The sequence below is a fragment of the Psychrobacter sp. 1U2 genome, assembly GCF_051847575.1.
Window position 1 is genome coordinate 1 of the sequence record NZ_JBPYDC010001745.1, and the last position, 533, is coordinate 533.

Below are 533 nucleotides of genomic sequence, written 5' to 3' on the forward strand. Positions count from 1 at the left end.
CTGACCGTAGAGTAATCAAAAGATGCTGGCAAGGTGACTTCGTAGAATGGTGCCAGACCGCGTACCCAGCCTGAGTTGCTCAGGTAGTTGGCGGTTGATGCCAGCGCGTCGGCCGTTGACCATGGATTGCGATGACCGTTACTGTCGCCATCGACACCATGTTTTACCCAAGTATCAGGGATGAACTGCGTCTGTCCCATACCTCCTGCCCAAGAGCCTTCAAGTTGAGACCAAGATACATCGCCACGCTGTAATAGCTGCATAAGTGACAGTAATTGAGTCTCAGCGAATTCTTGACGGCGTCCATCATAGGCAAGGCTTGCAAGTGCACTTGGTAAATAGCTGTTGCCAGTGACTGCACCAAACGAGGACTCCATACCCCAGATCGCAGCAATAATCTCTGCATTAACACCATATCGGGATTCTAAACTTGATAAATACGAGCGTTGCTCTGCAAATTTACGTTTACCAGTTGCGATGCGTCCATCTGACGCCGCTGAGTCTGCATACTCCCACGGCATTTTAGAAAACTC

1 protein-coding gene is annotated in these 533 nt (G+C 49.9%); it reads right to left on the reverse strand.

The annotated features are described in order from the left end of the window. On the reverse strand, positions 1-533 hold a 533-nt coding region (locus ACS8FD_RS24180), incomplete at both ends, for a lytic murein transglycosylase (RefSeq protein WP_439277714.1).